Here is a 26,027-nt window from a genome sequence, read left to right as displayed (position 1 = left end):
GGGGTGCTCCTGAAGAAGAGACTAAGTGGCATAAGCCTACTATTCTAAAAGAACTTTTATCGAAGGCATAGTAAAGCCCTAAGCTTACGGCTTCAGGTACTTGGAAGCTTCTACCACCTGGTAAGCCGGGTCGGTGCCAAATATACCTTGCAGTGAGCCTATGTGGCGGGCCCCAATAATCGTCAGGATGCGCTTGCTACCGGTGGCCATTTGCGTCGTGACCATGTTGGAATAGATCTTCAGGTCGCGGTTGTAGAGAACTGAAATAAACTCGGCTCCCACGTAATGCGGCGTGATGAAGGACGCATCTACCATGGGGTCGGGCTTCAAGGTGCCATCGGTTACGCGGGCGGCGGTGCGGTACACGAGGGTGTGCAGTTGACGGAGAAGTGTCGGGCTGTTTGCGAAGCTCAGCAGGCCGGCCATTGTCACGCTGTCTTTTTCCCATCTCCGAGACGTAGGCGTGTAGTACGCCCGGTGTTCGGTTGTGGCATCCTGATAAAGCTTGATGTTGGTGCCTTCGTGCAGAATGCTTTGGGAAGTGCCGCCCGGCGCGTTGATGCAGTAAATACGCTCTAACCCGAGGCGCTTGCCTAGCACAAAGCCCAGCTGGTAAGTCTCGGACCGCCCGTTTGGTATTGCAGCTAAGTCGAGCTTACCTAGCCGATAAAGGCTGTACAGACTATCGATGCGGCCCTGCCGTTCGGGCAGTTCCTCCACCATGATGGCATCGGGCTTAAACCGCTGGATTTGGTCGCAGACCACAGAAAGCTCTGCCTGCCGCTTCGGGGTGAGTACGTCGGTATTGGGATTGTCGGGTTTGTAGACCTGAGCCAAGTGGGGGCCGCCCACCATCATAACGGCAATAGGAGCGGAATTGCCAGCGGTGCCGGTTGTGGGTTGATTTTTGGTAGCGGTACAGCCGAGCAAGCCAGCCAAAGAAACAAGCCCAGAGTAAAGAAACAGACGCATGCGGAAGGAATGGATGAGTAGCGAAGATATAGGTTTCGCTATTTCTTCCACAGTTCTTCATATGCCACATTTTCGACAGTTCACTCAGCGTGGCTTCCTAGCTAGCTTGTCGTCACTTGATAGCGCAGCCACAGAATTCCACCGGGGCGCTGCTCTACATTTTGCAGCGTAAACGATACGGGCGGTCCTGGTTCCTGGCCCTGCTCGAAGATAGTGGGGGAGGTGGCCGCGCCATCCACTACGGGGTAGTGCAGTAAGCTTAGCTCGTCTACCAGCCCGGCCTTGAGCAACGAGCCATTCAGGTGCCCACCGCCTTCCAGCAAGAGGGTTTGGATGGGAAATAGCTTGCCCAACTTATCAAGCACCAGCGCAAAGTCCAGTTCCTGGGCGCCACCGAACACATACGACACACCCTGCCGCCGCAGATACGCTAAGTACTCGTCGCTGACCTGCTCGGTGAGCACAGCCACCACATGGTCCTCGTCGATGAAAGCCGATTCCCAACCGAGCTTGCCGTGCGCATCTACCGCTACCGCAAACGACTCGGCGCCGTGCTCAGCCACAAAGTCGGTGCGGGGCAGGGGTTCGGCTATGGGTTGCAAGTCGGGAGCAAAGCCCTCGGTGAAGTCTTTTTCCATGGTTACGCGGCCGCACAGCCAGGCTTGGGCATCAAAAGTGGCGGCAGTCGTTTCGTATTCTTTGGTGTTGGGCTTCTGGCCCCAGCGGCTAAGGATAATGCGCCCGTCCAGGGAGCTCATCATGTGACAGATTACGCGCGGTTTCATACGAGAAGGATGCTAAGTTGATGGCCTGGCTTCACAGCCTGGCGGTACCCCACTATACGGCTCTCAGGCCAAGCTGAAGTACAGTTTCACTGAAAAAGGCTTACTCGTTGCTCGGATATAAGATATTTCCTGTATTTTGGTCTATTAAAGGCTGTTTCTATTGCACTTAAATAATGCCGCTTTGTGTTAGTAGCTGCTTCACTCACGTAGTGTGACTAAGTTTTGAAAGCTAGGTGTGCTCTTACTAGCAGCTTACCAACTTACTATTTACCTCCTACCCATTCCTTTATGATCAAATCTTTACTCAAGGCGGCTGGTCTAGCCGTGGCTATTCTAGCTTTAGGCACCACCTCGGCGCACGCGCAGGTCACTATCAACATTGGTACGCCCGCACCCCGCTATGTAGTGGTGGAAAAAGCCCATCCGGTGAAGCGTAAACACCCTAAGTACAAGAGCGGCGCAGTTATGCTCGTGCCCGCTGGCCCCGCTTACTACGCTCCTCGCGGCAACAACGGCCGTGGCCGAGGTAAGGGGCGCCATTAAGAAGCGGCAGTTAGTAACAAGAGAGGCTTCCTCTAAGTGAGGAAGCCTTTTTTATGCGCCTTACTGACTGGAAGCTCATAGACCCAACCCCGCCTACTAGCGCGGTACCTATAAAGTCATGAGAATCAAGCTCTGCCAATAACTATAACTGTGCCCGGCTCTTGCTTGGCAGTTTGGCATCAAGGAAGCGCCAGCGGTAGCAAGCGAAAAGCACTTAGTGCTCTGACAGCAGCGACCCGATTTCCTGGCGTACCGTTGTCGACAAGAATATCTCATGTCCCTCGCCTGGTAGCTGCACCAGCCGAGCGGGACTGTGGCGTCGGCGCAGTGCCTGCCAGTAGGTGCGGCTAAAGCGGGGCGGGGCTACCGAGTCGGCGGTGCCAACGAGCAGCGTGATGGGCCGGGTCGCGTCTACGGAATCAGCCAAGGCCAGGGGCGAAAGGCTGCGTACGGGCGCCTCCCAAATGGCCTCGCCGCCATCTAGCTGCTGCATGTGCTGGCGCCAGCGCGGTACATCACAAGGGCAGGAAGCCAAGAGAGCAGCATCTATGCAGTTGGGGTAGCGGGCCAGCACGTTGGCCGTTATAGCAGCACCGCCCGAATGCCCAGCTACCACCAGCCGGTCCGCGTGATAGCGCTGCCGCAGCTCAGTTAGGGCCGCGGCCACCGCAGCCACTACCTCCGGCGTGTAATTGTCGCCGGTAGCTTCGCCACGTACGCCCGCCGAGTGGTGACCTTGCGGATCAGTGTAGCCCGGTCGCAGCAAGCCCACGGCCACCACATTTGGGTAAGCGGCCGCTACCTGCCGCGCTAGGGTGTACTGATATTCGGGCGGACGAAAAGGCGCATCGCCGTGCAGCACGACAACCAGCGTGGGGCGGGCCGTGCGCGTAGAGCTGTGATAGGATTGCACGTGCAGACGCTGCTTGCCCTTGCCTACCCACTGCGTGGTATCAGGCGGCATGCTCAGCCCCGGCTCGGTAGCTTGAGCAGAGGTGTTGCCGTTGCCTTGACAACCGCCGAGCAAGCCCATCATACCCAACATAAGTAGCAGCCGATAACAAGAAAGGCCAAGCATAACACGAGAATAGGAAGCGTAGAGCAACTCTCTACTACTTGGGTTTCATTAGAAGATCAAGCCTCCCGAGTTAAGCAAAAGTTTGTATTACTATGATTCCTCTGTTAAAGTCCCTTGTACTCGACAACAGGATGAGAGCATTACCTCTTGAATCATAGTAATGTACCCTCACTTAGAGAGCAATTTAGAGTATGGAAAGACGCAACTAACTAGCACAATGTATGGTCGTAGCGTTAATTGACAACGCTGTCCTACGCCTCAAGTAGTCGTGAAATAGGATCATATTGAACAATGGTATTACAATGTTCGTTATGTTTGTACTGTGACTCGCTTAGGCCTTGTGGCCTCTGCCGGGCCACGACAAAGTCCTCGGTTGTAAAACCGGGGCATTTTTTTTAGCGTCGAATTATACCTTGAGGATCGTTTGGCGCGGCTTCTTTGAGTAACATGCTATCTAATGTATCAAACAGATACTGAAAGCCAAATTTGCGTAAACTGCCTTTAGGATACTCTTTGCGGTATAAGCAAAAAGCAATGGCATCCACAGCTTGGATGAAGTAGGAGTTGGTAGAAGAACGATGAAAAATATCCTCTACTATATTGTTGATGACAGGATTATAGAACCCCCCAAATCTAGATTCTATAGGATTGTACACTCGCATTTTACGGATGAGCTTTCTTAAAGAGGCTTCGTTGGTATCATCCGACACGATAATACCACGAGCCTTCGCTTTTTTCAAGAATGTGTCATAACGCTGAATCAAGCGCTTCCAAGCAACTTCCTGGTACTCATCGTAGTGTGCTAATTTCGCTTTGTCAAGGCAGATGTTGATAATTCTGCCATTAGGAAAGAAGTTGTGCATCTCCGCTACAAAACGCTTTAATAGTAGTACCCGCTCCGATTTTTGGATTGCCTTATATGCTTCCAATTTGTGTGGGCGAATTAATTCACTACTATGTATCTCTACACGTCTATCAAGCCCGCTAGTCTTTTGTGCTGATTCACGAAATTTCACTAGTCGTTCTACCGCATTATTCCAATCGTCGATGCTAATAATAAGACCACTTAAAATGTAGTGAGGAGAGTTAGTGCCGACAAATTTACCAGGGTCACCGCTTTCATCCACGTAGAGTAAATACATTAGCTTTAAAGGTGTGTCAGTATAAGCGGTATATAATTGACTAGTGTTAAGCAGGTTATTTATAATAGCCAGTTCAGCACGACTATGAAAAAGGCCATTCTATTTTGAATGGCCTTTTTCTATTCTCGAATTTTCTCTTCTACGATCCGCAGGCCTCGCAGGCGTCTGGGTTATCCAGGGAGCAGGCCATGTCCGAGGCGTTCTGGGCGGCTACGTTCAGGGGCTCCAGTGTTTCGGCGGCTTGCTTTTGCACCGTGAACTTGATGGCGTCAGCGGCGGCTTTGGTGCGCAGGTAGTACATGCCGGTTTTCAGACCTTTCTTCCAGCTGTGGAAGTGCATGCTGGTGAGCTTGCCGAAGTTCACGTTCAGCACGTGCAGGTTCAGGCTCTGGCTCTGGCAGATGTACGCGCCCCGGTCGGCCGACATGTCGATGATGCGGCGCTGCGAAATCTCCCACACCGTCTTGTACAGGTCCTTGATGTGCTGCGGAATCCGGTCGATGTTTTGCACCGAGCCGTTGGCGGCAATGATTTCGTTTTTCATCTGCTCGTTCCAGATGCCGAGCTTGATGAGGTCCTTCAGCAAGTGCTTGTTCACTACCATGAACTCGCCGCTGAGCACGCGCCGCACATAAATGTTGGACGTGTAAGGCTCAAACGACTCGTTGTTGCCGAGAATCTGGGCGGTGCTGGCCGTTGGCATAGGCGCTACCAGCAGCGAGTTGCGCACGCCGTGCTCCACCACTTCGGTGCGCAAGCTTTCCCAATCCCAGCGGCCCGATTCCGGCGTTACGCCCCACAGATCAAACTGGAACTTGCCTTCGCTCAGCGGCGAACCTTTGAACGTCTCGTAAGCTCCGTCCTTCTTGGCCAGGTCCTTGGAAGCCGTCATGGCCGCAAAGTAGATGGTCTCGAAGATGTCTTTGTTCAGGCCGCTGGCTTCGTCGCTCTCGAACGGCATGCGCAGCGCAATAAAGGTGTCGGCCAAGCCCTGCACGCCCAACCCGATGGGGCGGTGGCGGCGGTTGCTGCGCTCGGCTTCCACTACGGGGTAGTAGTTGATGTCGATAACCTTGTTCAGGTTCAGCGTGGCGTGGTAGGTTACCTCGTACAGCTTCTGGTGGTCGAAGATCAGGTTGCCACTGGCATCAGGCCGTACGTAGCGGGGCAGCGCCAACGAAGCGAGGTTGCAGACCGCAATTTCGTTTTCGTCGGTGTACTCCAGAATCTCGGTGCAGAGGTTGGAGCTCTTGATGGTACCGAGGTTTTTCTGGTTGCTCTTGCCGTTGGCGGCGTCCTTGAACAGCATGTAGGGCGTGCCGGTCTCGGTCTGGCTTTCCAGAATGGCAAACCACAACTCTTGCGCCTTGATGGTTTTGCGGCCTTTGCCTTCGCGCTCATACTTCTGGTAGAGGCGCTCGAACTCTTCACCGTGCGTGGTATCGAGGCCGGGGCACTCGTGGGGCACATCAGCGTCCAGTCGCCGTTGGCTTCCACGCGCTTCATGAACAAGTCGGGCGTCCAGAGGGCGAAGAACAGGTCGCGGGCGCGCATCTCTTCCTTGCCGTGGTTTTTCTTGAGGTCCAGGAAGTCCAGGATGTCGGCGTGCCAAGGCTCCAGGTAGATGGCAAAGGCACCTTTGCGCTTGCCGCCGCCTTGGTCTACGTAGCGGGCCGTGTCGTTGAACACCTTCAGCATCGGCACCAAGCCATTGGAGGTGCCATTGGTGCCCTTGATGTAAGAGCCCGTGGCCCGCACGTTGTGCACAGCCAAGCCAATACCACCGGCACTCTGCGAAATCAGGGCGCAATTTTTCAGCGTGTCATAAATGCCCTCGATGGAGTCGTCCTTCATCGTGAGTAAGAAGCACGAGCTGAGCTGTGGCTTCGGGGTACCGGCGTTGAAGAGGGTAGGCGTAGCGTGCGTAAACCACCGCTCACTCATCAGCTCATAGGTAGCAATAGCCGCGTCGATATCCTCTTTATGGATGCCGATGGCCACGCGCATAATCATGTGCTGCGGGCGCTCTACTACTTTGCCATCGAGACGGAGCAAGTAGCTGCGCTCTAGCGTTTTGAAGCCGAAGTAGTCGTAGTTGTAGTCTCGGTCGTAGATGATGGCCGAGTCCAGGGTAGCGGCGTGCTTATGGATGGTTTCCCACACGTCTTTGGCTATCAGGGAGGCGTTTTCGCCGGTCTTGGGGTCCTGGTAGGTGTAGAGCCGCTTCATGGTGCTGCTAAACGACTTGGCCGTGACCTTGTGGAGGTTGCTCACCGCAATCCGGGCCGCCAGAATGGCGTAGTCGGGGTGCTTGGTGGTGAGGGAAGCGGCGGTTTCGGCCGCCAGGTTGTCGAGCTCCACCGTCGTGACGCCGTCATAAATCCCATCGATGACCTTCTTCGCCACCTCAATAGGAGAGACATACATCATATTGAGCCCGTAGCAGAGCTTTTCAATGCGCGCCGTGACTTTGTCGAATTTCACGGATTCGCGGCGGCCGTCGCGTTTTAGTACCAGCATAGACGTTGCGGTTGATGGGGTTGGTTATAGGTTCACCCGCTCCGGTCAGGAGCAGGCAAATGGGGTTCAGAAGAGGGTTCCGGACGCCAGCACGCAGTCCGCATGCGCCGGTTAAGTAGCGGAATATATCCCCTTCCAGTGGGTAGGACAAACCTAAAGTTTAGAAGTTTTCCACATAGCCGCAAAACAGTGCTGTTCAGCGGGTTTTATAAATGTAACCAATGCTATATAAATTAGTAAACTGCCCGAATTTCAGGTTGGCAAATTGCGGCGGAAAGTGTATTGCTAGAGCCGGTCAAGCTGAACGCTAAGCACCACCAGCTAAACTCATCTGTCATCCGGAGGCGGCAGCTGAAGGATCTTATCCCGCTTGAACGGCAGTATAACAATGGCTCATTCTATGGGCAGAAGTTCCTTCGGCTTCCTTCTCAGGCTAGTAACGAAGTGTTAGTAACAATCTTACTTCTTGCACTCCAGATACCACCATAACCCACTTATTACCAACGTCGCACCTGCTACTAACGCTACTGCCGTGGTGCCGCGCCCATAGCTAACGCACGAGCAATCAGTGAATAGCGGCTGGCTATTCCAGCGGAAACGGCGGCGGCAAGCAAAGCAGGGCGACACGAAAGCAGATTCCATACGGCAGGGCTAAAAAAGAGAAGTCGAAGCTTAATGCTCCGACTTCTCTTTTGGTAACCGTTGAGGTTGCTCGAATAGCAGCAGAAGAGTGAATCTGCACAGCAACGAGTACTAAACATAAAAAAGCCACCCCAATGCGGGGTGGCTTGTTCTGAATCACCGGAATACGTCAGATAGCTGATAGTTACTAATATAGAAAGACTATTTCAGCAACTCAGAGCACTGACGGAGCACGTCGCGGGCAATAGCCAAGTTGGTGTCGCGAGTGTTCACTACTAAGTAGATGAACTTCTTGCCGTCGGGCGTTAGGTTGATAAGGTGCAGTTGGTTGGTGAGGCTGATCAGGATGTCGTCGATTACTTCGCCGGTGAGCTTTAGGGCAGCCATTGCCTTTTGCTTTTGCTTTACTACCTCGGTGTTGTAGGCAGCAGCCGTCTCAGGGTTCAGGTTGGGGTTGTTGGAGTGCGAAGCCAGTGCCATGCCCGAATTAACGTCTACAATGGCTACGGCCACGAGGCTTGGCAGTTGGTTGATGATTTCTTGAACAGCTTGGCCGGCAGGAGAAGAAGTAGAGTAAGCCATAGTGGTAGGAAGTAAGTAAGCTTGAAAAGAAGTTGAAAGAGAAGTGATTACAAAGAATAACGGATTAAGAGGAGACCGAGAAGCTGATTTGCTAGGCTAAGTCTGTCTTGCTGCGCCGTTGATGATACAATGTTAGGGCAGCTTCGTACGGGCTACCGGATTTTTTGCTGGTTGGGTCCTTTTTTGATGTGAGACGTCGTATTTTTGCAGCGACTGGATAATGAGGGCAGTAGCTTTTAGTAGACAACAGCCTGCTCGAGTTGCCCTGCTGATCTTACCTAAGCGCTGCACCTCGCATTGGAATTACTTTCCCACTGCTTTTGAATGTCTTCTAACGCTGCTCGTTCTCTTAGTAGCTCCAGCGCCGAGACGCGCATTGCAGAGCTGGAGCGGGCTCTACACGAAGCCAACGAGCGGGCTACTGCCGCCGAACGCCGACTAGCTGGAATGCTAGAGCAGGCTGGCCCCGGAATGCTCTTGGTCGGGTCAGAAGGAACTATCGAGCGAATCAACGAGACGCTGTGCCTGTTGCTCGGCGGCACCGAAGCGCCATCCTATTGGATAGGCCAGCCGGCTGAGGCGCTGTTTGCCCGCTTACAAAGCTTGGCAGTGCAGCCCGCTCAACAAGCCTTGCGACTCAAGGAATTGCGCGCCGCACAGGAGCCTGTACTGAGCGAAAAGATAGCCTTGCGCGATGGCCGGGTGCTGGCTCTGGATTATGTGTTGCCGTTTGGAGGCGCGGCCGGCTCCGAGTTGTTCAGTTACCGCCTCGTAGCAGAAGCAGCCGCCCCCGATGTCACCAAGGAGTTTCAGCCAGATCAGTTGCTCTACCATCTGCCGGTGCCCGTAGCCGTGCACGACTTGAACGGGGTGTTGTTGGCTTTCAACCAAGCCTTTGCGCTGCTGCTGCAACTACCGGCCTCGCAACTGCTAGGCACCCAACTAAGCGAATTGATGCCCAGCGTCGACCACGCCCAGACCTGGCCGATGTACATAACGCAGTTCAACTCGACTGTCGAAACCAGTGTGGGCCAGCTGCCACTGCTGCCCCGCAACGGACAACCTCGGCAATTACTCTATCACGCTCACCGCATCATTCAGCCGGGGCAACCACCTTGCGTGCTGCTCTGCGCCCTCGATATTACGGAGCGAGTGCAGGCAGAAGTGGAGCTCAAGCGCGGCAAGGAAAGAGCTGAAGCCTCGGCGCTGGCCAAAGAAGGATTCCTGGCTAACCTCAGCCACGAAATCCGGACGCCCATGAACGGAGTGTTGGGAATGGCTCGCCAACTCACCAAAACTCAGCTCGACCAAGACCAGCGGGAATTGCTGCGCATCATCCAGACCTCGGGCGAGCATTTGCTGTCCGTGCTCAACGAGGTGCTAGACATGACCAAAATCAGCTCGGCCCGGCTGGAGCTAGAGCAAATGTCGTTCGATTTGCGAGAGTCGATGGAAGAAGCCATGCAGCCCTTGGCCGTCCAGGCTGCCGAGAAAGGAGTGGCTTTCCACGTAGCGCTGTTCATGCAAGCCGAGCCGCTGCCGCGGGTGATGGGCGACGCCTATCGACTCAATCAGGTGTTGATCAATCTGGTATCCAATTCTATCAAATTCACCGCCATCGAAGGCAGTATTTCGATAGGTGGCTACTTAATAAGCCAAACGGAAACGCACCTGACGGCAGGCTTCCGCATTACCGACACCGGTATCGGTATCCCGGCTGAGAAGCTTGACCATATCTTCGAGGACTTCGTACAGGCCAGCCCCGACACGTCACGGCGCTTCGGTGGCACCGGTTTGGGACTAGGCATTGCCCGCGCCTTAGTCGAGCAGATGGGCGGTACTATTGTGGTTGAAAGTCAGCTTAGTAGCGGTAGTACGTTTCAATTCACCGTCACGCTGCCCAAGGCCGAGGGAGTGGAAGTTGCACCCCGCCCTGTACTGCTGGACACGGGTGCGCTGCGCAACCGTCGGGTGCTCGTTGTGGAAGACAACAGCATCAACCGGGAGGTGGTACGCCTGCTGCTACAAAGCTGGGGCGCGCTTGTAGACGAAGCAGAAAACGGACCAGCCGCGCTAGTACTGCATGCCGAGCACCGCTACGATGCCGTACTGATGGACATTCAGATGCCGGGCATGAGCGGCGTGGAGGCCACCCTGCAAATGCGCCTGCACCCCGATGTGGAACGGGCCCTAGTACCCGTATTGGCCCTCACCGCCAACGCCTTCCGCTCCGACCTGGACCGCTACTTGAAAGCCGGCATCAACGACTGCTTGACGAAGCCTTTCAAGGAGGAAGAATTCTATTGCAAGCTGGTGGCGCTGGTGCAAGCCCCCGAGGTACCGCTCTACAACTTAGAACAGGTGCACGAGCTAGCCGACGGCGAAATCACTTTTGTCGAGCGCATTGTACGTTCGTTTTTGCTGCACATACCGCCCATTCTCCAGCAGATTCAGGTGGCCGCCGCCGCGGGTCAGTGGGCGCAAGTAGCCAAGCTAGTGCACCATATCAAGCCCAACCTCGTCCAGTTTGGTGTAGCAGGCGTAACACAGCCTCTGCAATTGCTAATGGATCAGCCGCGGCCAGGCACCAAAACCAGCAAGGTCCGAACGGCGGCAGTGCAGCAACTAGTGCGGCAGGTAGAGCGGGTACTGCGTGTGCTGCCCGAAGAGTTTTCGGCCGCCTCGTAGCACAAACCTACAGTGCCCGCAAGCGTAGCGTAAGCTCTTCTTGGTAAGGCCGGCTCACGGGTACTTCGTGCTGGCCTAGCTTCAACATGTTGTCTTCCAAGGACTCCACGCGGTGCAGGTTTACTATATATGAGCGGTGCACCCGCACGAAATGGCGGAAGGGCAGCCGATCCTCGATGCTTTTGAGTGTGCCACCCACCACGTGCTTTTGCTTGTCGGTAACCAACACCACGTAGGTCGACAAGGCTTCGATAAAAAGCACCGATTCAAAATTGATGCGCAGCAACTTGCCGTTGGTTTTCACAAACAAGTCGGTGCCGGTGGCCGAAATATCGTTTGGGGCGACAGCACTAGGCGCCACCACCGGCGGCGCAGCTGGTAGTGCGGCTTGATGCTGCTCCGTCACGTGCGCAATAGCCTGACAAAACCGTGCATAGCTCACTGGCTTCACTAAGTAATCGACCACGCGCAACTCAAAGGCATCTACCGCGAAACTGGCGTGGGTAGTCACTAGAATGACGGCCGGTTTGGGGTTAGGCAGCAGCTTCACAAGTTCCAGCCCGCTGATATGCGGCATTTCGATGTCGAGCAGCAGCAAATCAACTTGGCCCCCACCACGTAGGTAAGACAGAGCCTCCACCGCGTCGGGAAACGAGGCCGCGAGCGTCAGCTGATCGTGGCGCTGCACAGCACGCTCCAGTGTAAAGCGGTTGATTTCGTTGTCGTCGATGATGACGCAAGCGAGCGAAACTGCAGAAGTCATAGCAGAGGGTAGAGCTTGCGAATACGCAGAATCAAGTAGCTAGTGGCAGCTAGATAGGCAAGAAAAGCCGCAAATGTAATGGAGATGATAATTCCATTCAGCTAGCGTAGCTCAACTAGCCATTTACAGCCATCACAAATAGGCGTTTCGCCAATAGAAGGTACAAGGTGATTCGACCTTCACTAAACGAAAACGGAGCAGCTTTATAGCTGCTCCGTTTTTAATACAACACACTTTTAGAAATAATAAGAGTGCGATAAGTAAGCTTAAAAATCTTCGTCCAGCGAGAATGCATTTTCGGTCCGCTCGCTCATCACGCCAGCCTTCTGGTACTCGGCCACGCGCTTCTCGAAGAAGTTGGTTTTGCCCTGCAGCGAAATCATTTCCATGAAGTCGAAGGGTTAGTGGCGTTATAGATCTTGCTGTATCCAAGCGAGTCGAGCAGGCGGTCGGCCACAAACTCGATGTACTGCGACATGCTGGTGGCGTTCATGCCAATCAGGTTCACGGGCAGTGCATCGGTCACAAACTCCTGCTCAATGGTCACCGCGTCGCGGATGATGCTGTGCACCCGCTCCTCCGGCAACTTGTTTTGGAGGTAGCTGTAGAGCAGGCAAGCGAAGTCGCAGTGCAGTCCTTCGTCGCGGCTGATGAGCTCGTTGGAGAAGGTTAGACCTGGCATCAGGCCACGCTTTTTCAGCCAGAAAATCGAGCAGAATGAGCCAGAGAAGAAGATGCCTTCTACAGCAGCAAACGCAATGATACGCTCGGCAAAGTCTTCGGAATTAATCCACTTCAGGGCCCATTCGCCCTTCTTCTTCACGCACGGCACGGTTTCGAGGGCGTTGAAAAGGCGGTCTTTTTCCTGCGGATTCTTGATGTACGTATCAATCAGCAGCGAGTAGGTTTCGCTGTGAATGTTTTCCATCATGATTTGGAAGCCGTAGAAGCAGCGCGCTTCCGGCATCTGTACTTCCTGCATGAAGTTGACAGCCAAGTTCTCGTTCACGATACCGTCGGAGGCCGCGAAGAACGCCAGTACGTGGCTGATGAAGTGACGCTCGTTGTCGTTGAGGTTGTCCCAGTCTTTCTGGTCCTGGCCTAAATCAATTTCCTCGGCCGTCCAAAACGAGGCTTCGGCTTTCTTGTACATCTGCCACACGTCGTTGTTCTGGATGGGAAAAAGGACGAAGCGGTTGGGATTCTCAATGAGCAGAGGTTCCATAGGGGAAGGCAAAAGGGTAGGTTGAACTCCTGTAAAAGCAGGCCGCCGTGCAGGCAAGCATTCTGCAAACCCGGCGACAAACCAGATTGTTCAGAGCTGCTTAGCTCCGTGGCCAGAAGGTTAATGCACCAAATATAAACCTGACTTACGGGAAGGTTACCCCCTCTAAACCATTTTTTCTCTGTTAATTTTTCTGCATGTGCCCTTACTGAGACTGCAACTGAAGTCATGGAAAATAGCTGTCAAAACATAGAAAAAGCCAGTTTTTGCAAATGTTATCCACATTTCACGTGTGGATAATTGCAGTTGTCCACAAATTTTGTATTCGCGCGGTTATTGTTTGGTAGTTTTACCCACATTTCCAGCTCGCAAAAAGTTGGGGACAATGAGGTTTAGTGAGTTAGGGTTTGGATTTATAAAACCATACCCGTACTTTTGCCTTCCATTTTTCAGAAACCGCGAAGACGCCGATGTACGCAATTGTCAATATAGCCGGGAAGCAGACGAAAGTCGAAGCCAATAAATTTGTATACGCCCACCGCTTGGCTGGCAACGTCGGCGATACGGTGGAATTGGGCAAAGCCCTCCTCACCGACGATAACGGAACCCTGACCATTGGTGCGCCCTTGTTGGACGTAGCCGTAACGGGTACCATCCTCGCTCACGTAAAGGGCGACAAGGTTCTTGTATTCAAGAAGAAGCGCCGCAAGGGCTACAGAAAGCTGAACGGTCACCGTCAGCAGTTTACCAAAGTAATGATCAACAGCATCGGGTAATTGAGTTGCCTGTTTTGTGTTGCCAATTGCCAGTCTGTGTAGGATTCGGCAACAACTAACTGGCAGCCGGCAACTAATAACTCTCAACTAAACAATACCATGGCACACAAGAAAGGCGTAGGTAGCTCTAACAACGGTCGTGAATCGCATTCCAAGCGTCTCGGCGTGAAAATTTTCGGTGGTCAGTCCATCATTGCTGGCAACATCATCGTGCGTCAGCGTGGCACCAAGCACCACCCTGGTCAGAACGTAGGTATCGGCAAAGACCACACCTTGTTCGCTATGATCGATGGTACAGTACAGTTCCGCAAGGGCCGTCAGGACCGTTCGTTTGTAACTGTAGTGCCTAGCACTGTAGAAGCTACTACTGAGACGACTACTGTTGCTGCGTAGTAACTGCACACAACACGAGTAACTGGTATTCCAGAAAAGGGCCATCCATACGGATGGCCCTTTTGCGTTGGCTATATTTCCCGCTATCGAGAAGTAACGGCGGGTATAAGTCACATGGGCTAGGCCGACTGCTAAGAATTAAGGTGCAACTGATAAAGCACTGGCTTGCTTGGGCTAGCATCTAGTTCCAGGCTAGTGACCTGTAAATTGAGTAGATACAAACCGTCTTCTAACTCATCAGGTACAAAAATCAGCTCGGTAATGGTGGCTTGCTGACGGGTGGCGTGCGGATATTGCCAAAACGCGTGGTGGGCTAACAGCGCGCCACCATCTTCCTCTCGGTCCACGCTTGGTAGGTCGAGGAGCAGGTGTTCTATATGGGCTGACGCTAAGTACTCGGCTAGTGCCGGCTCCAGGTAGGTTGGGTTAGTGCCGGAGTACTGGCGGGTGCGTTTCGCTTTATGGTTGGGCAAGGTGCGCAGCACAATAGCCTCAGGGTGGACGGCTGCATCGGGGCCACCTTCTAGTTCGCGCTGCACGTCGGTAAGGTGTACTACTTGGTCGCCGTTGGCTTGAGGCCGAGGCTGCACCGATACTAGCCGTGCTACAAATAGGAAGCGGCGCAAGCACCTATTAAGCGTGGCCGTTGGCTCGGGTGCTATATGGCCATAGCACTCGGTGTGGGTACCGTTGCCGTGGGGCGTGACGTGCACCCGCTTGTAGTTGGTGCTACCTCCCTCCGCTACGCTCCCTACAAAGTTGCCTACCCGAATAACATCAAACTGTACCGGCTCGGCCCAAAAACAGTTCACTTGATTCGCGCCCGGCGCCAACGGCAACGAAATATCAAGCGGAGCAGCCGGGTTAAACGAGAACACACGGCCTTGATGCGGGTAAGTGGCAAGCATAGAGTGAATTGAAGAACCAAGTAATAGTCAAAATAACTCGCAGTATGTTACGTGCTGACGTTGCAACACTACCCTTGTCATGCTGAGCGCAGTCGAAGCATCTCGCTAGTATGGTAAACCCTGACGCTTGTCCAACGAGTCGAGCGAGATGCTTCGGCTTCGTTGCACTCCGCTCAGCATGACGTGCTGTTATTATTTGTAACGTCAGCGCGCGAGGTATTCTAGCTGTGCTTAGGAAGATATGTTGGTGTTGCTAGTCAAGGTATTTACTTTCTCCTTTTCTTCGGCGGCTAGCTTGTTCAGAATCGCACTGACCTGTGGGGCATGGCTGAACACCATGAAGTGCCCGCCGCCTTCAATGAGATAGTCCACAGGAGTAGGGCCGGGCGGGAAGACTCGGTCGGCGGTGCCGAGGAGTTGGATGCTGCGCCCGACGTTGGCGCTGTCCCAGTGTAGGAGCCGGTGAATCGCCCAGCGCGTGTACGTAGGTTCCATGTCGCGCAGAATCCGTTTGAACATGCGGTACTCTTCGCCGTTGTGCACACCGAAGTAAAGTTGGCCCGCCCTTGGAAACAGCTTCAACCACTGCGGCGGGAACAACCGGTACACGCCCGTTGAACGGATCAGGCGCAACAGCAGCGGCATACAGCTAGCATCAGGAATGCTGGAAACCAGCACAGTCCGCAGCCGCGGGCGTATGCGGTTAATTTCTAGGCCTACCACTCCACCAAACGAAACACCCACCAGCAAACCTTCTTGTTCTAGAGGGATAGAGGCAGCCATGCGGGCAGCGTAGGCTGACAACGGCTCGTCTGGCTCTGGAGTAAGCCAAAGCAAAATTTGCGTCTCGTCCTGCAGTAAAGGCCGCAAATTCTGAAATACCCGCTCGTCGGCCCCCAAACCCGGAATGAGGTAGATCATGCGGTGAAGCTGTAACTAGTGAAGGAATGGATTTGCTGTTCTATTGGCGTAACTTAAACAGCAGCGAAATGGCGCACTAAGGTCAGCATTTCGCTGCTTCAGCAATTCGCCTTCAAGGTTCAACCCGCAAGAAGACGCCTTCCAGATAGAAAATGTTGTGAGGAGCACCAGGCTCATATTCCTCGTCGTCCTCTTTATCGGCTTCCATTCCAATAGTGAATGTTTCATCAGACTCATCTTCTCCTTCAAAAGACTCATCGGCGGGATAGGTGCAGGAGAGTTTGAGGGCTACGTTGGGCAGCTGGACCGGCGGTTTTTCTTCGCTGGTATATTCCAGCAGGCAAGGCCACTCCGTGACAGTGGCCAACGCCTCAGCTACTTCTTCCTGCAAGGCCGCGGCGCGATTATCGGCCAGACGTAGGATGAGGTCGAGGCTTTGGAATTGCAGGCCTAGATGAAAGAAGTGCAGCTCCTGGTCGAAGAAGGTAGTAGCCCAGATCGTCACGTCGTCGGAGTTGTCGAACACAATGGCGGTTATCTGAACTTGCTCGATGAAAAAGTCGGTGTCATCGGCCAGAGCATCAATCAGTCTTCTCATATCACAGATTTCACTAAGTAAGTGCTGACGCTGCTGCGGCAGTGGTCAGCATACTCGCTACGCTGTGCCGGAAATCTTGCGCGGCGTAGCAAGCAGGATGGGAAAGGGAATTTAACGTATTTAAATCAGCAGCATCTGCTTTGCAGAGGTAAAACCTGTGATTTATTCCGCTTCTTGGAAGAGCTCCAAGGTTATCTGATCAGCCAGCAATTTGCCTTTGTCGGTGAGGGTCAGCACTTCATCGGCACTGATAGTGGCCCAGCCATTCGTTTGCAGATACTTCAAATAGTCGGCTCGGTCGGCTACTAAATTTACGCCCAAGCTCGTGTGCAAGTGGCGTAAGTCGGTGCCGCGGGCAGTGCGCAGGCTGGTCATCAAATACTCATTGGCCCGGTCGGTGGGAGAGAGGAACTCAATGGTGGCGGGTACTTCGTGCTGCTCCAGCACCGACGTTACGTACTGCGGGTTGTTGGCCAGCGTGTATTGGCGGCTAACCCCGTTGAAGGAGTGCGCGCTCGGACCCAAACCAAGATAAGGCACGCCGCGCCAATACGCCGAATTGTGGCGCGACTCCCGGCCAGGTTGGCAGAAGTTGCTGATTTCGTACTGTTGGTAGCCGTGGCGCGCAAGCTCGGCCAGCAGCATCTCGAACTGCCGGGCTACAAACTCGTCGGGTGGCGGACGAAACGTGCCTTTCTTGAGCTGCCGCCCAAACACAGTATCGGGCTCCACGGTAAGCGCATAGCAAGAAAGGTGTGGTACCTGCAAGGCAAACACCTTCGCCAAATCTTCCTCCCAAATACCGTGGTCGGGAGCCGGTACTCCATAAATCAAGTCCACCGAAATATTCTCGAAGCCTGCTTCCTGCGCTAGCTGCACGGCCGCTGTTGACTCGATGGCGGAATGTGCCCGGTTCATCAGCCGCAAGTGCGGCTCGTGAAAACTTTGGAGTCCAATGCTTAGCCGGTTGATCGGCGAGGCCGCTAGTTCACGCACTTTGGCGGCGGTCAAGTCGTCGGGGTTGGCTTCCAGCGTTATTTCCGCATCCGCCGCCACGCGGAAATGGATGTGAATGGCATTGAAAATCTGGTCGAGTTCAGTTGCAGTCAGCAACGACGGGGTACCCCCACCGAAATAAATGGTTTCTAGAACGGACTGAGGACCTAAATAGTCAGCTCGTAAAGCTAGCTCCTGCGTTAGGGCGTCCACCAGCCGGCTTTTCAAGCCCATCGAGGTGCTGAAATGGAAGTCGCAGTAGTGGCAGGCTTGCTTGCAAAAAGGAATATGGAGGTAAAGGCCAGCCAAGTAGGTAGTGCAGTGACGCGGTAACAACGAACAGGAATGCGGAAGCTTTCCCATGGGTAGGAACGGTAAGAGCCTGCCTGGAAAGTATCTTTAGGAAATTAAATGCGTGTTTCCGCGTTTGTGTTCCCAAATGTACGCCCGCCTTGCTGTTTTGTGGTTGTTGCTAGGAGTGCTGTTCGGTGGCATGGGCAGCGCGCAGGCCCAAACGTCGCCGCCGCTGAACCTGAATGCGCCACCCCAACTAACGCCGCCCCACCCGATTCCAGCCGGATACGACTATCGGTGCCTGATTCGGGGCGGGTGGCAACTCCCGCGCCTCCGCCTGCTCCAACGCCCGTACCAAGCAAACCATTGCCTGTTCGGAGGCCACGCATACTGGTGTTAAACACCGAAACGGCCGATCAGCCAGTGTTACGCCGCTACCGTATCAAAAACAGCTTGCCCGATTCCTTGACTGTACTGCGCGAAGTCCGGGAACTAGTGCTGGCCTTGCAAGGCGAATCCTACTTAACCGCCTCGGCCGATGAGCTACGCTGGCACCGCGACACAGTGCAAGTAAAACTGTATGTAGGCGAGAAGTTTCGGTGGGCGCGGCTGCGCAACGGCAACCTCGGCGACGGCTTACTGACCCGCGCTGGCTACCGCGAAAAGCTTTATCGCAATCAGCCTTTTCAACCCCAAGATTGGAGCCGCTTGCAAGAACGGGTTCTGCGGGAAGCAGAAAATCAGGGCTACCCGTTCGCGACAGTGCGGCTCGATTCGGCGCAGTTGCACGAAGCCGACATCGAAGGCCGCGTGTTGCTGGAGCGGGGCCCGGTCATTGTCTTCGATTCCCTGCAAATTATAGGGAGCAGCACTATTCGCAAGCGTTTCCTAACCAAGTATTTGCAGATATATCCTGAGCAGCCCTTTAGCCAGCAACGGGTGGAAGAAGCGGCGCGCCGCCTGCGGCAGTTGCCCTATCTGCAACTCAAAGCCGAGCCGGAAGTACGCTTTGCCCGGGGCCGCGCCCGGGTGTATTTGTTGCTCGAAGACCGCACGGCCAACCAGTTCGATGCCATTGTAGGCATTTTACCCAACCCCACACCAGGCCTTGGCCAGAAACGGGTGCAACTCACCGGCGACGTCACAATTGCGCTGCGCAACATCAAAGGCGGAGGCAAAGGGTTAGGGCTGCAATGGCGAAAAACGGATGTCAACTCTCAGCAGCTTGATGCGCAATACGCGCACCCTACTTTTTTCGGGACGCCGCTCGAACTTGGTGGCACCTTCAACCTCTACCGCCAGTCCACTCCTCAAAACGGGTTTCAGACGCTGCGGCCACGCTTGCAGATTACGTATCCCACGGCGCGTTCGGGGCGCATCAGCTTTTTCACGGAGTGGCGTAGTTCTCGCTTGCTAGGCGATGCCTCCTATGCTAGCCTCACCGTTCTGCCTGAAAACATTGATTCCCGCTTCACTTCCTACGGCCTTGACTATACCTGGACTTCGCTCGACGATTCATACTTCCCCCGGAGCGGCGTGCTGGCCAGTGGGCAGGCTTCAGTAGGCAGCAAGATCATCAGTAAGAACACCGAGCTAAATGAAACGCTCTACGACAGCCTACCGCTTCGTAGCACCCAAGTGAGTGCGGGCACGCGGCTAGAGCGGTACACCCGCATCGGGCGGGGCGGCGTGCTGCTGACGCGCCTGCGCGGCGAAGCCCTTTTCAACCAGCGCCTGTTCCTCAACGACCTGTTCCGAATAGGCGGCCTCTCGACGCTACGGGGCTTCAACGAACTAAACTTTTACACCAGCCAATACGCAGTAGGCACGGCCGAATACCGTCAGTTCACGAGTGCCGATGCTTACCTGTTCGCCTTCATCGACCAAGGCTACCTGCGCCGCGACATCGAAACAGAAACGAGCACCAATGCACCAACAGGGCTAGGCGTAGGCCTAAGCTTCCGAACCGGTGCCGGTCAGTTCCAGTTCGTGTACGCTTTGGGTCGCGACAATCAGCAGAAGCTAGCCTTAAACTCCGGTAAGATTCACTTCGGTATCACCAGCCGTTTTTGATGCTAGCAAAGCTTGGCTAGATATGAGCTATAGATTGCTCGATAAAATAATGCCCTTGATTATCAGGGATGAAGCTCGCAAATAGGGCTATTTTACGAGCAAACATGGCTTTTCTCAAAAACCCTCGTACATTTGCACAACCAAACAGTGCGGGGTGGAGCAGTTGGTAGCTCGTTGGGCTCATAACCCAAAGGTCACTGGTTCGAGTCCAGTCCCGCTACCTAGAAAAAAGGCCGTTATCCGATATGGATGACGGCCTTTTGCTTTTCTGAAGTACACAGCATAGTCTGTTGCTGTTAGAAGCTTTGCCAATCAATCGGCTTCCACACATTCCACCCGGAGTAACAAGTTATACAATCCATCGGAGAGCTGAAGAATACCGTCTTCATCGGCTTCCACATGCTTGAACTTGTCGAGCACGTTGCTCATCACTTCCATCAACCCATTCACCACGAGGGATTCATGCTCGTGGTAGCTTTTGGTTTCCAATACTTTGCGAATAATGGTGCAGGAATACTGGTGATAGTTCTGGCTCTGAAAATTCTCAACTAAGGATGATGTCTCTTGCGAGTTGAAAAGGAGGTGTGCGGACATGGGAGTAGAGAGTTATGTTGTGTCAATATACTAATAAAATAATGTACTAATTAAATACAAAATGGTTTTGTAAAATTTCTCTTTTTTTGTCCTCCTTCAAGAAAAAATATATCAATACCATTTACAAAGGAGTCCGCCCTTGTTAGCATTGAATAGCAGTTATATACAGAGTACATCCGGTTAGTGCCGCTAGCAACTATATACTAGCTACTACTAGTAACTGAATTTACTTTGAACACTTTAGCTGTTCACGCAACAGCCCCGACACCAAGAATATGATGCCGAGGCAGTTTGAGTTGTTTAGAAATTAATGCTAGCTCTTCTTTTCGCCCTCGGATGGTGGCCCGAGCACTTTCACCTTGTCGGATTTAGTTAGGCCCGAGCTTACTTCCACGTTGATACCATCGGAGAGGCCGGTTTTGACTAGGCGCTTTTGAAATTGCTGCGGCCCGGTTTCCACTTCCACAAATACACTGTCCTTATTCTTCTTGCCAAATTGGAGCAGGCTTTCCCGGATAGCTAATACTTGGCTGCGGCGACCTAGCACAATGTCGCCGTTGGCGGAATAGTTGGCGCGCAAAAACTGGCCGGGCTTGAGCTTGAGCTTGGCCCGCACCTGAAACTTGATGGCACCTTCCTCGGCAATGCCCTTGGGCGCAATGTATTCGAGCGTGGCCGGAAACGACTCGTTTTCGAGCGCCCCGATGGTCAGATTCAGGTCCATGCCTTCGCGCACTTTGCCTACTTCGCTCTCATCAATCTTGCCCTCAAATACTAGGCTTTGCATATCGGCAATGGAGGCAATGGTAGTGCCCTCGTTGAAGTTGTTGCGCTCTACTACCGACGAGCCTACTTTAATTGGTACATCTAGCAGCAGGCCGGTAATGGTGGAGCGGACCAAGTTGGAGGCGCCACCGGTGTTGCGGGAAGCACCGCGCTGAGCAATTTGAAGGTCGTTTTCGGCGGCGTTGAGGGCTTGCTTCTTGGCTTTGTAGTCGGCGAGCAGGCGGTTGAATTCTTGAGCGGCAATAACTTTTTGCTCGAACAGTGGGCGTTGGCGCTCTAGCTCTATTTGGCTGGTTTCGAGGGCCACGCGGGCGGCTTGAATGTTGTTTTGGGCGTTGTTCACATTGCCGGCATTGGCTACCGTCCGGATACGGGCCAGCAACTGACCTTCCTTCACGGGCTGCCCAGCCTCCACGTACAGTTCCTCCACAATGCCCGATACCTGCGGCTTAATGAGTACCTCGCGGCGCGGCACGATGCTACCCGTTGCCACGGTCTTTTTCACGATGTCGGCCACGAAGGGCGCTTCCGTTTTATAAACGATTGGATCGGTGTGAGCCTGCTTCCAGAAGTAATAGCCTAGCCAGCCAAACCCGGCAAGGACTAAGAGCAGGAGCAGCGAAAGGAACACGCGTTTCATAAGTGAGTATTGGTGGCTTCGTAAGGTTTGCTTAGGTGGTAACGACGCAACAGCTAGTGCCTTGTCGGTGCAATGGTTGTCCGGGCCGAGTGAGTGACACGATAGGGGTAGGCTAAATTAGAATATGCAGTGAGCTGATTTTATGAGAATTACTGCATTGTTGGAAAGACTGTTGAGTAAGAGTTAGTCAAGGGGTTATTCATCTTTCAGCGCTACCACGGGCTGCACCTGAGCGGCTTTTAGAGCGGGTACCAAACCGGCCACGGCTCCTGCCACCACCAGCAAAGCCACCGCCGTGCCTGCCACCCCAATATCGACGCGCGGGTTAGCGAAAAAGCCAACGTCCTGGCCCGCAATTAGGGAGTTGATACCCGCCATGAGGGCCGTACCGAATAGGAGCCCGAAGAGCCCGGCCACAGCCGTGATGACGATACTTTCCTGCACAATCAAACTTACAATGCTCCACGGCGTGGCGCCAAGGGCTTTGCGAATTCCGATTTCCTTGGTGCGCTCTTTCACGACAATGAGCATGATGTTGCTCACCCCAATAATTCCGGCCATAATGGTGCCGATGCTCACCAGCCAGCTGAAGCCCGAAATGCCGGTGAACAGGCCCTGCACCCGTGCATACTCCTCTTCCACGTTGGCTGATCCGAGCGCCCGGTCGTCGGTGGGGCTATTTTGTGCTGTCGGGCCAGCACCTGCTTGGCTTTGGTTTCGACAACTGCCGCCGGAATTCCAGCTCTTGGGATGAAAGCAAAGTAGCCCACGCGGTTCACTTGGTTGAAAGTGACTTGTAAGGCCGTGAGCGGAATAATGATTTTCTGTGCTTCTTCTTGCGCGTTTTCAGGTTTGCCTTGCGCCTTAAACTTGCCCACTACTCGGAAGAAAATGCCCTTGATGCGGATTTCCTGACCCAGCGGCTCCGCTGTGCCGAACAGCACTTCGGCCACCCGGTCGCCGATGACGGCTACTTTGCGCCGCTCCGCAATATCAATATCGTTGATGAAGCGGCCACCGGTCAGGTTTACGGCTTGCACAGCTGGATACCCGGATACTCGCCGTTCACCGAAAAGGACGAGCTTTTGGTACCGTATTGCACCGTGAACGTGCCGTCGAGCGAGCTGCGCGGCAGAATAACAGCGGCTTCGGGTACTTCCCGCTTTAGAGCGGCTACGTCGTCGTTGGTGAACGGGATGAAGCGTCCCACCTTCAACCCGGCATAAGGCACGCTGGTCCGCTGGCTCCAGACAAACACGGCGTTTTTGGCGACATCAAACTCATTTTCAACGCCATTGCGGAAGCCTTTGCCTGCACCTAGCAGGACCACCAGCATAAAAATACCCCAAAATACCCCGAATGCAGTAAGCGCCGTGCGCAGCTTGTGTCGCCGCACGGTTCCTAGTATTTCCTGCCATTTGTCTATATCGAACATGGTGCCGAAGGGTACTAAGGGTTAGTTGCTAGCTCCTTTCTATGAAGGATAAGGCCAGTGCTCTTGTGAGATGAACAGGTGGATTCATTCTGCTCTTAGCGCTTCAATAGGTTTCACGTTGGCCGCTTTCATGGCCGGAACCAGACCGGCTATGGCACCCGCAACCACCAGCAGAGCCGTAGCACTGAGCGCGACGCCAATATTCACTTCCGGATGATCGAAGTAGGAGGTAGTGCCACCGGCTTGTTCGAGGGCGTAACGGATGGCATCCAGAATGGCTACACCTGCCAGCAGGCCCATGTAACCCGAAACGCTGGTAATAACCACCGACTCCTGCACAATCATGCTGATGATGCTCAGCGGGGTAGCGCCAAGGGCCTTGCGCACGCCGATTTCGCGGGTCCGTTCCTGTACAATGATGAGCATGATATTGCTTACCCCTACCACGCCGGCTACCAAAGTCAGTACGCCAATAACACTGACAAATAGCTTGATGCCCGTAAAGAGCCCTTCGAAGCGCGCTACTTCTTCCTCATTGTTTTCGAGGTAGATGGCCTGTTTGTCGGCGGGGTCAAACTTATGCCGAACGGCCATCAGCGTCCGTACTTGCTCTTCCAGTTCCTTCACCGGTGTGCCTTTGCGGCTGCTCATCACCATGTTATGCACCTGGTTGTACTGGTTGAAGGTGGTCTGGAAGGTGCTAAAGGGCACGAAGGCCCGCTCCTCGTTGCGGCCATTGTTGCCGGTGCTAGTGAACGTGCCCACTACTTTGAAAAACACGCCCTTCACCTGCACAAACTTCCCAATGCCGTTGCTGTCGCCGAATAGCACCTTATGAACCTTCTCGCCGAGTACCATCACCTTGCGCCGCTCCACACCGTCGAGGGGGTTGAGAAGGCGGCCCCGCGCTAACTTTTCGCCGTTGAGCTGGAAAAACTCGGCATTAGCGCCATACACTTGGTAAGAGCCGTTCTTGGTGCCATTGACGATGGTGTACTCACCATAAAGCCGATTGCGCGAGGCCAGTATCTCAATGCCATCTACTTGCTGCCGGATAGCATTCAAGTCATCGTTGGCGAATTTGATTTCGCGGCCGGGCTTCATGCCTTGCCAGGGCAAGGAGGTTTTGCCGGTTCCTACAAACAGGCTGTTCATGGCGCCACCCCCGAACTCCTTCCAGATGCCATTCTCCATACCCTTCCCCGCGCCTAGCAGCAGTACCAGCATGAAGATGCCCCAAAACACGCCGAAAGCCGTCAGGAACGTGCGCAGCTTGTTGCGGCGCATGGTCCCGAGGATTTCTTGCCATTTATCGAGGTCGAACATGAAGCACGGATTTTTGGGTTGGGAGAATACCTCGGCCGCCTCAGCTAATGGGCAACTCTGCTGGCGGAAGTATGTGGCTATTTGCCGGAGCAGCTCCGCCGTACCTTCTCTAAGCGGCGCACCACGTCTTTCACCGTGGTTTCGTTGGTGGTGTAGAGGGGAAATTCGAAGCTGCTGCTGTCGCCCTTTTTGGCTTTGGAGATTTTAACCTCGAAGTACTTTTGGCCGTCGGAGTCGGACTCTAATTCGTAAGTCAAAGAGGTGACGTCGGCCCAATTTAGGCCCATTTTCATCTCGAAAATGCCGTTGTCTACTTTCACGGCCCAACCCGAGTTGCCGCCGTAGCTTACGGCCAGCGGTTTCGTCATTTGCACGTCGGCGTCCCGGTCGCGGATGACCTGCTCGGCGCTACAGCCATTGAGGTTGAGCTGCACATCTTGTTTTGGCTTCTTGGGATTGCGCATCAACTGAGCGAGCTGCTTGCTCAAAGCCTGTGTTTCGGAGGGTGCTACTTGAGCACTGGCCGTATTGCTAGTGCAAACAGCCACGAACAGCGCGAGAGATGTCAAGAGCGTTTTCATAGGGAATCAAGACAAATGTAGAAAGATAGGCAAAGGCTGCAAGGCCGCTTACTCATTCACTATCAAGCCGTCACGCACCCGAATCATGCGTTGGGTCTGGTCGGCAATGTCGTTTTCGTGGGTCACGATGACCACCGTCATGCCCTCTCGGTGCACCTGCTTGAAGATGTCCATTACTTCCTGCGTGGTTTGCGTGTCGAGGGCACCTGTGGGCTCGTCGGCGAGTATCAGCTTGGGTTGGCTGATGAGGGCCCGGGCAATGGCCACCCGTTGCTTTTGCCCCCCGACAGTTCGCTCGGCAAGTGGTCGGCACGGTCGGCTAGGCCTACCCGGTCGAGGTACTCCAGCGCCATGCGGTTTCGTTCGCGGCGGCTCACTTTCTGGTAGTAGAGCGGCAAAGCCACGTTTTCGAGAGCATTCTTGAAGCTTAGCAGGTTAAACGACTGAAAAACAAAGCCCAAGAACTTATTGCGGTAGTGCGCCGCCCGCGTCTGCGACAAGTTTCGGTCGATGCGGGTGCCCGCCAACGTGTAGTCGCCTTGGTCGAAGTCGTCGAGGATACCTAGGATGTTGAGCAGGGTGCTTTTGCCCGACCCCGACGAACCCATGATACTTACCAATTCGCCTTCCCGGATGTGCAAGTCTATGCCCTTGAGCACCTCCAGCCGATTGGTGCCGACCTCATAGCTTTTCCGAATATTCTGCAACTGAATCATGGACGGCGGCGAGCTATTTTGCTTTGTTTGTTTCGCAAGGTAGTGGGTAA

The 26,027-nt window shown here is 54.0% G+C and carries 22 protein-coding genes, 1 tRNA gene and 4 pseudogenes; 7 read left to right on the top strand and 20 right to left on the bottom strand.

Annotated elements, in window-relative coordinates; translation table 11 throughout:
- Nucleotides 1-84 precede the first annotated feature (84 nt).
- Both MUN86_RS22115 and MUN86_RS22110 read right to left on the bottom strand, forming a co-directional pair.
- Entirely contained in the window at nt 85-972 is an 888-nt protein-coding gene (locus tag MUN86_RS22115) for a DUF5694 domain-containing protein (RefSeq protein WP_245120131.1), read from the bottom strand.
- Nucleotides 973-1,073: 101 nt separating this feature from the next.
- Nucleotides 1,074-1,757, bottom strand: a complete 684-nt coding sequence (locus MUN86_RS22110; protein ID WP_245120130.1) for a RibD family protein — start codon at nt 1,755-1,757, stop codon at nt 1,074-1,076.
- A gap of 288 nt (nt 1,758-2,045) precedes the next feature.
- Between MUN86_RS22110 and MUN86_RS22105 the strand changes: the two genes are divergently transcribed.
- Nucleotides 2,046-2,300 carry a hypothetical protein gene (locus tag MUN86_RS22105; protein ID WP_245120129.1) on the top strand — a complete coding sequence of 85 codons (255 nt, stop codon included), beginning with the start codon at nt 2,046-2,048 and terminating at the stop codon, nt 2,298-2,300.
- Between the two features lie 214 nt (nt 2,301-2,514).
- Here MUN86_RS22105 and MUN86_RS22100 read toward each other — a convergent pair whose 3' ends face one another.
- The 5 genes and pseudogenes from MUN86_RS22100 to MUN86_RS22080 all read right to left on the bottom strand — a co-directional run bounded on the left by MUN86_RS22100 (nt 2,515) and on the right by MUN86_RS22080 (nt 8,264).
- A complete protein-coding gene (locus MUN86_RS22100; RefSeq protein WP_245120128.1) occupies nt 2,515-3,378 on the bottom strand; it encodes an alpha/beta hydrolase family protein in 864 nt (287 codons plus the stop codon).
- 395 nt (nt 3,379-3,773) lie between these two features.
- Entirely contained in the window at nt 3,774-4,520 is a 747-nt protein-coding gene (locus tag MUN86_RS22095; protein ID WP_245120127.1) for a DUF3800 domain-containing protein, read from the bottom strand.
- A gap of 139 nt (nt 4,521-4,659) precedes the next feature.
- Nucleotides 4,660-7,040: pseudogene (locus MUN86_RS22090) on the bottom strand (ribonucleoside-diphosphate reductase subunit alpha).
- Between the two features lie 459 nt (nt 7,041-7,499).
- Entirely contained in the window at nt 7,500-7,682 is a 183-nt protein-coding gene (locus MUN86_RS22085) for a hypothetical protein (protein WP_245120126.1), read from the bottom strand.
- Nucleotides 7,683-7,883: 201 nt separating this feature from the next.
- Nucleotides 7,884-8,264, bottom strand: coding sequence for a hypothetical protein (locus MUN86_RS22080; protein WP_245120125.1), 381 nt, complete (start codon nt 8,262-8,264; stop codon nt 7,884-7,886).
- Nucleotides 8,265-8,588: 324 nt separating this feature from the next.
- On the opposite strand from MUN86_RS22080, the gene MUN86_RS22075 reads away from it, so the two are divergent.
- Entirely contained in the window at nt 8,589-10,952 is a 2,364-nt protein-coding gene (locus tag MUN86_RS22075) for a PAS domain-containing hybrid sensor histidine kinase/response regulator (RefSeq protein ID WP_245120124.1), read from the top strand.
- A gap of 7 nt (nt 10,953-10,959) precedes the next feature.
- On the opposite strand, the gene MUN86_RS22070 is transcribed toward MUN86_RS22075, so the two are convergent.
- Both MUN86_RS22070 and MUN86_RS22065 read right to left on the bottom strand, forming a co-directional pair.
- Nucleotides 10,960-11,715, bottom strand: coding sequence for a LytR/AlgR family response regulator transcription factor (locus MUN86_RS22070; protein WP_245120123.1), 756 nt, complete (start codon nt 11,713-11,715; stop codon nt 10,960-10,962).
- Nucleotides 11,716-11,981: 266 nt separating this feature from the next.
- A pseudogene (locus MUN86_RS22065) lies at nt 11,982-12,940 on the bottom strand (ribonucleoside-diphosphate reductase small subunit).
- A gap of 470 nt (nt 12,941-13,410) precedes the next feature.
- Between MUN86_RS22065 and rplU the strand changes: the two are divergent.
- Nucleotides 13,411-13,716: a 50S ribosomal protein L21 gene (gene rplU / locus MUN86_RS22060; protein ID WP_245120122.1), complete on the top strand. Its 306-nt coding sequence runs from the start codon at nt 13,411-13,413 to the stop codon at nt 13,714-13,716.
- Nucleotides 13,717-13,815: 99 nt separating this feature from the next.
- Nucleotides 13,816-14,109, top strand: coding sequence for a 50S ribosomal protein L27 (gene rpmA, locus MUN86_RS22055; RefSeq protein WP_245120121.1), 294 nt, complete (start codon nt 13,816-13,818; stop codon nt 14,107-14,109).
- A gap of 131 nt (nt 14,110-14,240) precedes the next feature.
- Here rpmA and MUN86_RS22050 read toward each other — a convergent pair whose 3' ends face one another.
- From MUN86_RS22050 to hemW, 4 genes are all read right to left on the bottom strand, one after another.
- On the bottom strand, nt 14,241-15,017 hold the full coding sequence (locus MUN86_RS22050; protein WP_245120120.1) for a cyclase family protein: 777 nt from the start codon (nt 15,015-15,017) through the stop codon (nt 14,241-14,243).
- Between the two features lie 231 nt (nt 15,018-15,248).
- On the bottom strand, nt 15,249-15,938 hold the full coding sequence (locus MUN86_RS22045; RefSeq protein WP_245120119.1) for an alpha/beta fold hydrolase: 690 nt from the start codon (nt 15,936-15,938) through the stop codon (nt 15,249-15,251).
- Between the two features lie 112 nt (nt 15,939-16,050).
- Nucleotides 16,051-16,536, bottom strand: coding sequence for a hypothetical protein (locus MUN86_RS22040; protein ID WP_245120118.1), 486 nt, complete (start codon nt 16,534-16,536; stop codon nt 16,051-16,053).
- Nucleotides 16,537-16,698: 162 nt separating this feature from the next.
- Entirely contained in the window at nt 16,699-17,841 is a 1,143-nt protein-coding gene (gene hemW / locus MUN86_RS22035; protein WP_441319121.1) for a radical SAM family heme chaperone HemW, read from the bottom strand.
- Nucleotides 17,842-17,971: 130 nt separating this feature from the next.
- On the opposite strand from hemW, the gene MUN86_RS22030 reads away from it, so the two are divergent.
- The 3 genes from MUN86_RS22030 (at nt 17,972) to MUN86_RS22020 (ending at nt 20,121) form a co-directional block, all read left to right on the top strand.
- Nucleotides 17,972-18,226 (top strand): hypothetical protein, encoded by a 255-nt coding sequence (locus MUN86_RS22030; RefSeq protein WP_245120116.1) that lies wholly within the window; start codon nt 17,972-17,974, stop codon nt 18,224-18,226.
- Nucleotides 18,220-19,899, top strand: a complete 1,680-nt coding sequence (locus MUN86_RS22025) for a BamA/TamA family outer membrane protein (protein ID WP_245120115.1) — start codon at nt 18,220-18,222, stop codon at nt 19,897-19,899. The genes MUN86_RS22030 and MUN86_RS22025 overlap by 7 nt, the downstream gene beginning before the upstream one ends.
- A 147-nt stretch (nt 19,900-20,046) precedes the next feature.
- Nucleotides 20,047-20,121 (top strand) — tRNA-Met (locus MUN86_RS22020).
- Nucleotides 20,122-20,211: 90 nt separating this feature from the next.
- Here MUN86_RS22020 and MUN86_RS22015 read toward each other — a convergent pair.
- From MUN86_RS22015 to MUN86_RS32480, 7 genes and pseudogenes are all read right to left on the bottom strand, one after another.
- Nucleotides 20,212-20,493 (bottom strand): hypothetical protein, encoded by a 282-nt coding sequence (locus MUN86_RS22015; protein ID WP_245120114.1) that lies wholly within the window; start codon nt 20,491-20,493, stop codon nt 20,212-20,214.
- A gap of 313 nt (nt 20,494-20,806) precedes the next feature.
- Complete coding sequence (locus MUN86_RS22010) at nt 20,807-21,919, bottom strand: efflux RND transporter periplasmic adaptor subunit (protein ID WP_245120113.1); 1,113 nt, start codon at nt 21,917-21,919, stop codon at nt 20,807-20,809.
- 195 nt (nt 21,920-22,114) lie between these two features.
- Nucleotides 22,115-22,561 carry an ABC transporter permease gene (locus MUN86_RS22005; RefSeq protein WP_245120112.1) on the bottom strand — a complete coding sequence of 149 codons (447 nt, stop codon included), beginning with the start codon at nt 22,559-22,561 and terminating at the stop codon, nt 22,115-22,117.
- Nucleotides 22,495-23,255, bottom strand: a pseudogene (locus tag MUN86_RS22000) (ABC transporter permease). Before MUN86_RS22000 ends, MUN86_RS22005 begins: the two are co-directional and overlap by 67 nt.
- Before the next feature lie 183 nt (nt 23,256-23,438).
- The gene (locus tag MUN86_RS21995) at nt 23,439-24,680 is read right to left on the bottom strand and encodes an ABC transporter permease (RefSeq protein WP_245120111.1); all 1,242 of its coding nucleotides are present in this window, start codon (nt 24,678-24,680) and stop codon (nt 23,439-23,441) included.
- 77 nt (nt 24,681-24,757) lie between these two features.
- Complete coding sequence (locus tag MUN86_RS21990; RefSeq protein WP_245120110.1) at nt 24,758-25,261, bottom strand: hypothetical protein; 504 nt, start codon at nt 25,259-25,261, stop codon at nt 24,758-24,760.
- Nucleotides 25,262-25,309: 48 nt separating this feature from the next.
- Nucleotides 25,310-25,977, bottom strand: a pseudogene (locus MUN86_RS32480) (ABC transporter ATP-binding protein).
- Nucleotides 25,978-26,027 lie beyond the last annotated feature (50 nt).

The organism is Hymenobacter volaticus (assembly GCF_022921055.1).
Lineage (GTDB): Bacteria > Bacteroidota > Bacteroidia > Cytophagales > Hymenobacteraceae > Hymenobacter > Hymenobacter volaticus.
Note: the sequence above shows the minus strand (reverse complement) of the source record. Positions and strands in the feature narration are given on the sequence as shown.

Excerpts from the sequence above, each read along its gene's own strand:
- MUN86_RS22115 (WP_245120131.1), bottom strand. The coding sequence starts at position 972 with ATGCGTCTGTTTCTTTACTCTGGGCTTGTTTCTTTGGCTGGCTTGCTC.
- MUN86_RS22110 (WP_245120130.1), bottom strand. The coding sequence starts at position 1,757 with ATGAAACCGCGCGTAATCTGTCACATGATGAGCTCCCTGGACGGGCGC.
- MUN86_RS22105 (WP_245120129.1), top strand. The coding sequence starts at position 2,046 with ATGATCAAATCTTTACTCAAGGCGGCTGGTCTAGCCGTGGCTATTCTA.
- MUN86_RS22100 (WP_245120128.1), bottom strand. The coding sequence starts at position 3,378 with ATGCTTGGCCTTTCTTGTTATCGGCTGCTACTTATGTTGGGTATGATG.
- MUN86_RS22095 (WP_245120127.1), bottom strand. The coding sequence starts at position 4,520 with ATGTATTTACTCTACGTGGATGAAAGCGGTGACCCTGGTAAATTTGTC.
- MUN86_RS22085 (WP_245120126.1), bottom strand. The coding sequence starts at position 7,682 with ATGGAATCTGCTTTCGTGTCGCCCTGCTTTGCTTGCCGCCGCCGTTTC.
- MUN86_RS22080 (WP_245120125.1), bottom strand. The coding sequence starts at position 8,264 with ATGGCTTACTCTACTTCTTCTCCTGCCGGCCAAGCTGTTCAAGAAATC.
- MUN86_RS22075 (WP_245120124.1), top strand. The coding sequence starts at position 8,589 with ATGTCTTCTAACGCTGCTCGTTCTCTTAGTAGCTCCAGCGCCGAGACG.
- MUN86_RS22070 (WP_245120123.1), bottom strand. The coding sequence starts at position 11,715 with ATGACTTCTGCAGTTTCGCTCGCTTGCGTCATCATCGACGACAACGAA.
- rplU (WP_245120122.1), top strand. The coding sequence starts at position 13,411 with ATGTACGCAATTGTCAATATAGCCGGGAAGCAGACGAAAGTCGAAGCC.
- rpmA (WP_245120121.1), top strand. The coding sequence starts at position 13,816 with ATGGCACACAAGAAAGGCGTAGGTAGCTCTAACAACGGTCGTGAATCG.
- MUN86_RS22050 (WP_245120120.1), bottom strand. The coding sequence starts at position 15,017 with ATGCTTGCCACTTACCCGCATCAAGGCCGTGTGTTCTCGTTTAACCCG.
- MUN86_RS22045 (WP_245120119.1), bottom strand. The coding sequence starts at position 15,938 with ATGATCTACCTCATTCCGGGTTTGGGGGCCGACGAGCGGGTATTTCAG.
- MUN86_RS22040 (WP_245120118.1), bottom strand. The coding sequence starts at position 16,536 with ATGAGAAGACTGATTGATGCTCTGGCCGATGACACCGACTTTTTCATC.
- MUN86_RS22030 (WP_245120116.1), top strand. The coding sequence starts at position 17,972 with ATGTACGCCCGCCTTGCTGTTTTGTGGTTGTTGCTAGGAGTGCTGTTC.
- MUN86_RS22015 (WP_245120114.1), bottom strand. The coding sequence starts at position 20,493 with ATGTCCGCACACCTCCTTTTCAACTCGCAAGAGACATCATCCTTAGTT.
- MUN86_RS22010 (WP_245120113.1), bottom strand. The coding sequence starts at position 21,919 with ATGAAACGCGTGTTCCTTTCGCTGCTCCTGCTCTTAGTCCTTGCCGGG.
- MUN86_RS21995 (WP_245120111.1), bottom strand. The coding sequence starts at position 24,680 with ATGTTCGACCTCGATAAATGGCAAGAAATCCTCGGGACCATGCGCCGC.
- MUN86_RS21990 (WP_245120110.1), bottom strand. The coding sequence starts at position 25,261 with ATGAAAACGCTCTTGACATCTCTCGCGCTGTTCGTGGCTGTTTGCACT.